Genomic DNA, 9,231 nt, shown 5'->3' on the forward strand with positions numbered 1-9,231 from the left:
GCCTGTCCAGCGGCGTGGCGGGCTGGCGGCGCGCCGGCTGCGGCGCGGCGGCGGACGCGAGGTCCGGTGGGGGTCCGCGACGCGGTCGCGGACGTCGGGGGCGCACCGCACGCGCGGGATCGGGCCGCGACGCGAGAAGCTCAGCGTGCGTCTCCGTCGTCGGTGACGGCGCGCGGGCCCGACGGCCTCGCGCCGCTCTAGCCCCCGAGGCCCTTCCACTCCGTCGTGCCGTCGGCCTCGACCTGCCGCTTCCACACGGGGAGGTCGGTCTTGATCGTCTCGATCACGGTGCGGCACACCTCGAACGCCGCCGCACGGTGTCCGGATGCCACGGCGATGACGACCGCGGCCTCTCCCACGCCCAGCCTTCCGACGCGGTGGCTCACGGCGACGATCGCGTCGGTGCCCGCGGCCGCGTCTTCGGCGATGCGGTGCAGCGCCTGTTCGGCATCCGGGTGGGCGCTGTACTCGAGCGCGACGACGGCGTCGGAGGCATCGGGATCGGTGTCGCGGACGCGACCGACGAACGTGGTCACCGCTCCGGAGGAGGAATCCTCGACGGCGTCGAGGTGCGCGTCGAGGTCGAGGGGTCGCTCCGACAGACGGGCGATGCGGACGGCGCTCGACGCCGGCGCTCTCTCTTCCGGCGCACTCTGTCCGGGCGCGCTCTGTTCGGGCGCGCTCTGTTCGGGCGCGCTCTGTCCGGGCGCGCTCTGTCCGGGCGCGCTCTGTTCGGGCGCGCTCGATGCCGGCGCAGGCGTGGGTGTGCTCGATGCGGGAGTGCTCATGAGTGGTCTCCTCCGGAGAGCTGGTCGAGGACGTGCGGGGCGATCTCCGCGATCACGGCGATTCCGGATGCCACGGCCCTCGTCGACCCGGGCAGGTTGACCACGAGCACACCCGGGTCGACGATGCCCGCGAGTCCGCGCGAGATCACCGACAACGGCGTATCGGCGAGGCCGCGACGGCGCAGCTCCTCCGCGATGCCGGGGAGCTCGCGATCCAACACGCGGGCCGTTCCCTCGGGGGTGCGGTCGCGGGGGGCGATTCCGGTGCCTCCGGTCGTGACGATCAGACCGGGCCCCGCCGTCACGAGCTCGCGCAGGGCGGCTTCGACGCTGTCGGCGCCGTCGGGCACGACGAGCGCGTCGGCGCAGTCGAATCCGGCCTCCCTCAGCAGCGAAACGGCGAGAGGGCCGCCCCGATCCTCACGGAGACCGGCGGCGGAACGGTCGGAGACGGTGATCACCCGGGCGACGTGCGGCACAGGCTCAGCCTAGGTGGGCACGGCGGACCCACGCCCCATCGAGATGACCCGAGAACGTCGAGATCATCCGGGTTTTGTCGCAGACGCCGGTCATCTCGGCAGACGAGTGTGATCTCGCCACGACGCCCGCCACGACCCTCGCCGCGACGCCCGCCACCGCGACCTGCTCCGCCGGACCGGTCACTTTGCGGTCGTCTCGACCTCGGCGATCTCGGGCGTGATGCGCCCCGCCTTCGCCTTCGGCTCGAGGTCTTCGCGCTGCACGTGCTCGGCGGCGGCGGTGATGCGGCGCGCCATGCCGCTGAAGATCAGCCCGTGAAACGGCAGCACCGCGAGCCAGTACAACCGGCCGGCGAGACCGGTCGGGAAGAACAGGGCGCGTTGGTCGAAACGTGCACCTTCGCCCTCCGGCGTTGCGCGCAGCTCGAGCCACGCACCCCCGGGCACCTTCATCTCGGCCCGCAGCCGCAGCAGATGACCGGGTTCGATGGCCTCCACGCGCCAGAAGTCCAGAGCGTCGCCGACGGTGACGACCGAACGACTGCGCCGGCCCCGCGCGAGACCCACCCCGCCGATCAGGCGGTCCATCCACCCGCGGATCGCCCACAGCAGGGGCGAGGAGTACCAGCCGTTCTCACCGCCGATGCCCTCGATCACCGACCACAGCTGCGCGGCGCTCGCCTTTGTGGTCATGGTGCGCACGTCGGTGTAGACCAGACGCCCCGCCCACTCGGGGTCGCTCGGCAGTGGATCGCTCGGAACGCCCGAGACCTCGGCATCCTGCCAGCTCGTCTCGATCGCGTCGTCGTTCACCCGGCCGAGGGCGCGCCGCACCGCTTCGCGATAGGGCATCAGGCCACCCTCGGGGCGCGGCAGCAGGTCGTCGATCGCGCGGTCTTTCACGACGCAGTCGTTCTGCAGCGACTCCACGAGGGGACGCGCGATGGCCTTCGGGATCGGGGTGACGAGGTTGACCCAGTGCGAGGCCAGGCGCGGGGTCAACACCGGCAGAGACGCGATCGCGCGCTGGGGAAGACCCGCCTCCAGGGCGTACCCGTTCATCATCTGCCCGTAGCGCAACACGTCGGGGCCGCCGATGTCGACGGCCCGGTTGACGTTCGGCGCCACCCGCGCCGCCCCGAGCAGGTAGTGCAGCACGTCGCGCACGGCGATGGGCTGGATGCGATTGCGCACCCACTTCGGAGCCGGCATGTACGGGAGGACGTCGGTGAGGTGGCGCACCATCTCGAACGAGGCCGAACCCGAACCGATGACGACGCCGGCCTGCAGCACGAGCGTCGGCACTCCGCTGTGCAGCAGGATCTCCCCCACCTCGACGCGGGAGCGGAGGTGGGCCGACAGCGTCGCGTCGTCGGGATGGAGTCCGCCCAGGTAGACGATGCGCGAGACGGATGCCGCGGATGCGGCGTCGGCGACGGTCTTCGCCGCGACGCGGTCGGTGGCCTCGAAATCGCGGGCGCTGCCCATGGAATGGATGAGGTAGTAGACGACGTCGACGCCCTCGACGGCCTCGCGCACGGCCGCGCGATCCGTGGCGTCGCCGCCCACCGTCTCGACCTCTTCGCCCCACGGGAACGCCCCGACGCGGCGCGGATCACGCGCGAGCACCCGCACCCGATAGCCGGCGGAGAGCAGGCGCGGCACGAGACGACCGCCGAGGTAGCCCGTCGCCCCCAGCACGAGGGCGCGCGGCGCCGATCCGTCGGGTCGAGGCTGCGCGACGAGGGCGGACTCGCGGCCGGTGGGGGCGGAGAGGTCGGTCATGCCCGACACGGTACGCCCGACCTGCGACATCGCCGGGGGCTTGACGGATAACACACCCGCGCCCGCGCTGCCCCGACTGGAAACCGGACCCGCATCGGAGTAACGGTAGAAAGATGAACGAGACACCCCCCTCGGCATCCGGAACCCCCCGACTCGCCGTCGACGACGTGATCGTCGTCGACACCAAGCGCGTGCGTACGGCCATCGGCGGCACCGTCGTCGGCAACTTCATGGAGTGGTTCGACTTCGGCATCTACGGCTACCTGGCCGTCACCCTGACCGCCGTCTTCGCCTCCGACGTCCCCGCCCCGTGGGGGCTGCTCGTGACCCTGCTGGGCTTCGCGATCTCCTTCCTCGTGCGCCCCTTCGGCGGATTCGTCCTCGGCCCGCTCGGCGACCGCATCGGCCGGCAGAAGGTGCTGTTCCTGACGATGGCCATGATGGCGGCCGCGACGGCCCTCATCGGCATCCTGCCCACGTCGGCGCAGATCGGGCTGTGGGCGATCATCCCGCTCTACCTGCTCAAGATGGTGCAGGGCTTCTCCACCGGCGGCGAGTACGCCGGTGCGACGACCTACGTGTCGGAGTTCTCACCCGACCGCCGCCGCGGCTTCTGGTCGTCGTGGCTCGACGTGGGCTCGTACGTCGGCTTCGCCGCGGGCGCCTCCGCGGTCGCGATCACCACCGCGGTCACCACCTCGATCTCGGGCGAGAACGCCATGATCGAGTACGGCTGGCGCATCCCGTTCCTGCTCGCGATCCCGCTCGGCATCGTGGCGATCTACTTCCGGCTCCGCATCCCCGAGACCCCCGCCTTCGAACAGGCCGGCACCGTCGAGGCCGACGCGAACGACCCCCTGGCCCGCCAGGGCCTCGTCGGCATCGTGCGCCATCACTGGCGCGCCCTGCTCATCGGCATCGCGCTGGTGGCTGCCACCAACACCGCCGGGTACGCGCTGACGAGCTACATGCCGACTTACCTCGAGAAAGAGGTGGGCGTCTCCAATCTCTCGGCGGCGGTCGCGACCGTGCCCGTGCTGTTGGTGATGTCGGCCGCGCTCCCCCTCATCGGCCGCCTGAGCGACCGCATCGGCCGCAAACCCGTGTACGCCATCGCCGCGGGCTCCGCGCTGGTCCTGCTGGTGCCGGCGTTCCTCATCATGCAGATCGGCGAGCTGTGGGCGGTCATGATCGCCCTGTGCATGGCGGCGGTGCCGGTGGCGTTCTACGTCGCGATCTCTGCATCCGCCCTGCCCGCCCTCTTCCCGACGGCGTCGCGGTTCGGGGCGATGGCGGTGGCCTACAACGTCGCCGTGTCGCTGTTCGGCGGTACGACGCCGCTGTTCAGCCAGGCGCTCATCGACCTGACCGGCAACACGCTCATGCCGGCGTTCTACATCATGTTCTTCGCCGCGCTGGGGCTCGTCGCCCTGCTGTCGATGCGCGAGACCGCGAAGCGCCCGCTGCTCGGGTCGGTGCCGACGGTCGAGACGCCCGCCGAGGCACAGGCGCTGGTCGACCGGCAGGACCACGACCCGCTCATCGACACCTCGACCATGCCGCTGGCGGTCCGCCGGTCCTGACCGCGGCGGGAGGGGGAGGGGATGCCGGGCACCCCGGCATCCGCTCCCCCTCCGCCCGCGCGGTCCGGGTGACCCGCGCACACCCTCCGCGATACGCATGACCTCCGCCCGAAACCCCCGCATGCGACGGAGGGTGCGCACATCACCGCCCCACACCCACCGCCCGCCCCCCGGGCGGCGGGTCAGCGTCGGCGGCCGTTGCCGAACAGACCGCGGATGACACCCGACACGATGCTCTTCGTCGCCCCGCGCCCGAGCAGGTCGTCGAGCCCGGCGGTCGGCGTGCTCGCGCGGCTCCTCGGGGCGGCCGTCGACTTCAGGATCCGCTCGTACTCGCGCTGCGCCTTCTTCTGCGCGGCGGCGTGGGCCTTGTCGATCGCCGCCTTCTGTTTCGCGTACTCGGCCTCGTCGGCTGCGGCCTTCTTCGCGCGTTCCTCGGCCGCGCGGGCGTCCGTCGCCGCCTGCATACGCGCGCCGAGGATCTCGCGGGCGGACTCGCGGTCGATCGGCGTGCCGTAGGCAGGGAAGAGGGGGGATGCCGACACGGCCGACGCCATGACCTCGGCGGCGATCGGCGACATCGAGGCGTGCGGCGCGAAGATCCGCGTCCAGGCGACCGGGGTCGGCGCCCCGCGCTCGCTCATGACGGTGACGATGGCCTCACCGGTGCCGAGTTCCTGCAGCACGCGCTCGAGGTCGTAGCCGGATTCGGGGTAGGTGCGCACCGACGCGCGCAGGGCGGTGGCGTCGTCGGGGGTGAACGCGCGCAGGGCGTGCTGCACGCGCGAGCCCAGCTGGGCCAGCACGTCGCCGGGCACGTCCTTCGGCGTCTGGGTGACGAAGAACACGCCCACGCCCTTCGAGCGGATGAGCCGCACGGTCTGCGTGATCGCCTCGAGGAAGGCCTTCGACGCGTCGCGGAACAGCAGGTGCGCCTCGTCGAAGAAGAACACGAGCTTGGGCTTGTCGAGGTCGCCCACTTCGGGCAGCACCTCGTACAGCTCAGCGAGCAGGTACATCAGGAACGTCGAGTACAGCTCGGGTCGCGCCGCGACGTTCGGCACTTCGAGCAGGCTCACGATGCCGGCGCCCGTGGCATCCGTGCGCAGGAAGACCGACACGTCGAGCTCCGGCTCGCCGAAGAAGGTCTCGGCCCCCGCCGCCGAGAACGCCACGAGCTCGCGCAGGATGACGCCGGCGGTCGCCGCTGAGAGGCCGCCGATCCCCTTCAGCTCGGCCTTGCCCTCGTCGCCCACCAGGAACGTCAGCACCGCGCGCAGATCGGAGAGATCGACCAGGGCGAGACCCTTCTGATCCGCGTAGTGGAAGACGAGTCCGAGGCTCGACTCCTGCGTCGCGTTCAGCCCTAGCACGCGGCTGAGCAGCAGCGGACCGAAACCCGACACGGTCGCGCGCACGGGGATGCCCGAGCCGACGTCGTCGCCGAGGGCGTAGAACTCCGTCGGGAAGGCGCGCGGCGACCACTGCTGACCGAGGGCGGCGGTGCGGGCGGCAAGCTTCTCGCTCGGGGTGCCGGCGGCGGCGAGACCCGAGAGGTCGCCCTTGATGTCGGCGGCGAACACCGGCACCCCGTTCTCCGACAGCTGCTCCGCGAGCAGTTGCAGCGTGCGGGTCTTGCCGGTGCCGGTCGCCCCGGCCACGAGTCCGTGCCGGTTCGTCATCGCGAGCGGGATCCGCACGGGTACGGATGCCACCGGCCCGCCATTCACCAGCACGCCCAGCTCGAGCATCGCCCCCTCCCCCGCGTAACCCGCGGCGATCGCGGCCACCCTCGTCACCCCCCTGGGGGCGGCGCTCGTCGCCGCCGGGGCGGAGGGCTCGACCTTCGGTCCTCCCGCCGCCGCTCCCGCCGGGTCGACGTCGATCGATTGCGACCTCTTCCCCTGCGTGGCACTGACCTACGACGACGGCCCCAGCGACCTCACCCCCGGGATCCTGGACGACCTCGCCTCCCGGCGCGCCGCCGCGACGTTCTTCACGATGGGCGAGAAGTCCGCGAGATACGGAGATCTCCTGCGACGAATGGTCGCCGAGGGCCATCTCGTCGAGAACCACAGCTGGAACCACCCGCACCTCCCCGACATCCCCCTCGACGAGGCTCTCCGGCAGATCCGAGACACCACCGGCGCGATCGAGGAGCGGACGGGCGAGCGGGTGACGATGTTCCGCCCGCCCTACGGGGAGTACACCCCGGAGATCGTCTCGGGCAGCGGCCTGCCCGCCATCCTCTGGGATGTCGACACGTTCGACTGGCAGGGGATCGACGACGATGTGCTGATCTCCCGCGCCGTCGAGCAGGCGCGCCCGGGATCGATCGTGCTGCAGCACGACATCCAGGCGAACACCGCGCGGACCGCGGAGGAGGTGTACGACGGGCTGCTCGACCGCGGCTTCAGCCTCGTCACCGTCGCGCAGCTCTTCGGCGGACGCGTCCCCACATCGGGCGCCTGGCGCAGCGGTCGCTGACGTTCGCGTGTCCCGTCGCGGGACGCACCGCACGCGCGGGTAGGGTCGTTCGCGCATGCATCGCCTTCTTGTCGCCCTGCTCGCCGCCCTCGACGCCGTCATCGCGGCCGTGGGCGGTGTCGCCGTCGTACTCGCGCCGCTGACACTGCTCTGGGTCGTCGGTTTCGGCGCCGACGCCGACTGGGCCACGCTGTGGCCCGCGAGCGGCGCGATCTGGCAACTCGGTCACCTCGTTCCGCTCCAGGTGACGTTGCCCGCCGAGTACGTGAACATCGCCGGCATCGACCCGACGGCGGCCTCCTTCACGCTGTCGCTGGCTCCCCTCGCGCTCGCCGCCTTCACCGCGCTGTTCGCCGCACGCTCGGGGCGCCGCGCCGCTCAGGCGGGTGCGCCCGTCACCGGCGCGCTGAGCGGGATCGTGATCTTCACCGCCATCACCGCCGTCATCGCGCTCACCACCGCCAACGGTCTCGCGACGGTCGAGCTCTGGCAGGCCATCGTGTTCCCTGCCCTGGTCTTCGGGGCTCCCTCGGTCGTCGCCGCGATCGTCGAGGCATGGCGTCTCGAAGAGCGCGGTGCGATCGCCCGGCTGCGATCGCGTATCGAGCACGGGCTGTGGGGGAGGCTGCCGGCCCTCCTCGTTCGCGGAACCGCCATGGCGATGACCGGACTCGTGGGCCTGGCTGCGGTGGTCGCCGGTGTCGCCGTCCTGCTGCGCGGCGGTGAGATCGTCGCGCTGTTCGAGGCCGCGCACGTCGACGTCGCCGGTGTGATCGTGCTCGCCCTGGCCCAGCTCGCCTACCTGCCGACGTTGATCGTGTGGGCGCTGTCGTTCGTGGCGGGCCCGGGGTTCGCGCTCGGCGCGGGCACCGCGGTCTCGCCCGCCGGTACCCAGCTCGGAGTGCTGCCCGGCATCCCGGTGCTCGGGGTCGTCCCCGAGTCGTCGACGACCTGGCTGCTGCTCCTCGCCCTCCTCCCGGTCGGCGTCGGGGTACTGACCGGGTGGATGCTGCGCTCACGCCTCGCCGCGATGCCTGATGCGGCGCGCGACCACGACGGCGGGCTCGTCTTCCGACTCGTCCTGTCGGTGTCGCTCGCGGTGGTGACCGGTGCTCTCACGGCGCTCTTGGCTGTCTTCGCGTCGGGGTCGATCGGTCCGGGCAGGCTCTCGCAGCTCGGGCCCGACCCGGGGGCGCTCGCCTTGGTCGTCGGGATCGAGGTGCTGGTCGGGTCGGCCATCCTGCTGCTCCTGCCGCGTCGGGCCGGCGACGACGGGAGTGTCGAGATCGACGCATCCGGCCCGATACTTCGCCCCGTCGCGACCGACTCCGGACTCGATGCGTGGCAGCGTCTCGCCGCGGAGCGCCCGTTCGCTCAGCCCGAGCGTCCCATACCGACGACGGACTCCTGGCAGGCGCCGCCGCCGGAGCCCCGCACGCCGCCGCCGACCGTCGATGCGCCGCCCCCGCCGCCCGCCGAGCCGGGCGACACCGACGCGACCGAGCCCATTCCGGGCATCGAGCGCGGCGGGGCGTCCGAAGACGACGAGAACGACGAGCGGCGATCGCGCCCGTCGATAGACTGACCGGGTGTTCACCGTCGCTGTCCTCATCTCGGGCACCGGATCGAACCTTCGGGCTCTCCTCGAGGCCGCCGCATCCTCGGATTTCCCCGCGCGGGTGATCGTCGTCGGAGCCGACCGCGAGGCCGACGGGTTCGCCCATGCCGAGGCTTTCGGCGTGCCGACCTTCCTCGTCGCGTACGAGCAGTTCGACTCGCGCGACGAGTGGGGCGCAGAGGTGCTCGACCAGCTCGCGGTCTGGAGTCCCGATCTCGTCGTGCTCAGCGGGCTGATGCGGGTGCTGCCGCCGGGGGTCGTCGACGCATGGTCGCCGCGGCTCATCAACACCCACCCCGCCTACCTGCCGGAATACCCCGGCGCGCACGGCGTGCGCGACGCCCTCGCCGCCGGGGCGACCCGGACCGGCGCGACCGTGCACATCGTCGACAGCGGGATCGACACGGGGCCGATCCTCGCGCAGGAACGCGTCGCCGTGCTGCCGGGCGACGACGAACACCGCCTTCATGACCGCATCAAACCTGTCGAGC

General features: G+C 71.9%; 8 protein-coding genes. 4 read left to right on the plus strand and 4 right to left on the minus strand.

Features of this window, described 5'->3' with window-relative positions; all coding sequences use genetic code 11:
* Positions 1-197 precede the first annotated feature (197 nt).
* From ACK4LS_RS14060 to ACK4LS_RS14070, 3 genes are all read right to left on the minus strand, one after another.
* The gene (locus ACK4LS_RS14060) at positions 198-611 is read right to left on the minus strand and encodes a molybdenum cofactor biosynthesis protein MoaE (RefSeq protein WP_409718525.1); all 414 of its coding nucleotides are present in this window, start codon (positions 609-611) and stop codon (positions 198-200) included.
* A 173-nt stretch (positions 612-784) separates the two neighbouring features.
* Positions 785-1,267: a molybdenum cofactor biosynthesis protein B gene (locus tag ACK4LS_RS14065; RefSeq protein ID WP_409718507.1), complete on the minus strand. Its 483-nt coding sequence runs from the start codon at positions 1,265-1,267 to the stop codon at positions 785-787.
* A 180-nt stretch (positions 1,268-1,447) separates the two neighbouring features.
* The gene (locus tag ACK4LS_RS14070; protein WP_409718510.1) at positions 1,448-3,052 is read right to left on the minus strand and encodes an SDR family oxidoreductase; all 1,605 of its coding nucleotides are present in this window, start codon (positions 3,050-3,052) and stop codon (positions 1,448-1,450) included.
* 113 nt (positions 3,053-3,165) lie between these two features.
* Between ACK4LS_RS14070 and ACK4LS_RS14075 the strand changes: the two genes are divergently transcribed.
* Positions 3,166-4,635 (plus strand): MFS transporter, encoded by a 1,470-nt coding sequence (locus tag ACK4LS_RS14075; protein ID WP_409718513.1) that lies wholly within the window; start codon positions 3,166-3,168, stop codon positions 4,633-4,635.
* 182 nt (positions 4,636-4,817) lie between these two features.
* Here ACK4LS_RS14075 and ACK4LS_RS14080 read toward each other — a convergent pair whose 3' ends face one another.
* Positions 4,818-6,386 (minus strand): helicase HerA-like domain-containing protein, encoded by a 1,569-nt coding sequence (locus tag ACK4LS_RS14080; protein WP_409718528.1) that lies wholly within the window; start codon positions 6,384-6,386, stop codon positions 4,818-4,820.
* A 157-nt stretch (positions 6,387-6,543) separates the two neighbouring features.
* Between ACK4LS_RS14080 and ACK4LS_RS14085 the strand changes: the two genes are divergently transcribed.
* From ACK4LS_RS14085 to purN, 3 genes are all read left to right on the plus strand, one after another.
* On the plus strand, positions 6,544-7,122 hold the full coding sequence (locus ACK4LS_RS14085) for a polysaccharide deacetylase family protein (RefSeq protein WP_409718516.1): 579 nt from the start codon (positions 6,544-6,546) through the stop codon (positions 7,120-7,122).
* 55 nt (positions 7,123-7,177) lie between these two features.
* Positions 7,178-8,707: a DUF6350 family protein gene (locus tag ACK4LS_RS14090; protein WP_409718519.1), complete on the plus strand. Its 1,530-nt coding sequence runs from the start codon at positions 7,178-7,180 to the stop codon at positions 8,705-8,707.
* Positions 8,708-8,711: 4 nt separating this feature from the next.
* A partial coding sequence (purN, locus tag ACK4LS_RS14095) for a phosphoribosylglycinamide formyltransferase (protein ID WP_409718522.1) occupies positions 8,712-9,231 on the plus strand: 520 nt, incomplete at its 3' end.

Origin of the sequence: Microbacterium sp. (assembly GCF_046295495.1) — a bacterium.
In the GTDB taxonomy this organism is placed as follows: domain Bacteria; phylum Actinomycetota; class Actinomycetes; order Actinomycetales; family Microbacteriaceae; genus Microbacterium.

Bases quoted from the DNA above. Each gene is read 5' to 3' on its own strand.
- ACK4LS_RS14080 (WP_409718528.1), bottom strand. From the start codon at position 6,386: ATGCTCGAGCTGGGCGTGCTGGTGAATGGCGGGCCGGTGGCATCCGTA.
- ACK4LS_RS14070 (WP_409718510.1), bottom strand. From the start codon at position 3,052: ATGACCGACCTCTCCGCCCCCACCGGCCGCGAGTCCGCCCTCGTCGCG.
- ACK4LS_RS14090 (WP_409718519.1), top strand. From the start codon at position 7,178: ATGCATCGCCTTCTTGTCGCCCTGCTCGCCGCCCTCGACGCCGTCATC.
- ACK4LS_RS14075 (WP_409718513.1), top strand. From the start codon at position 3,166: ATGAACGAGACACCCCCCTCGGCATCCGGAACCCCCCGACTCGCCGTC.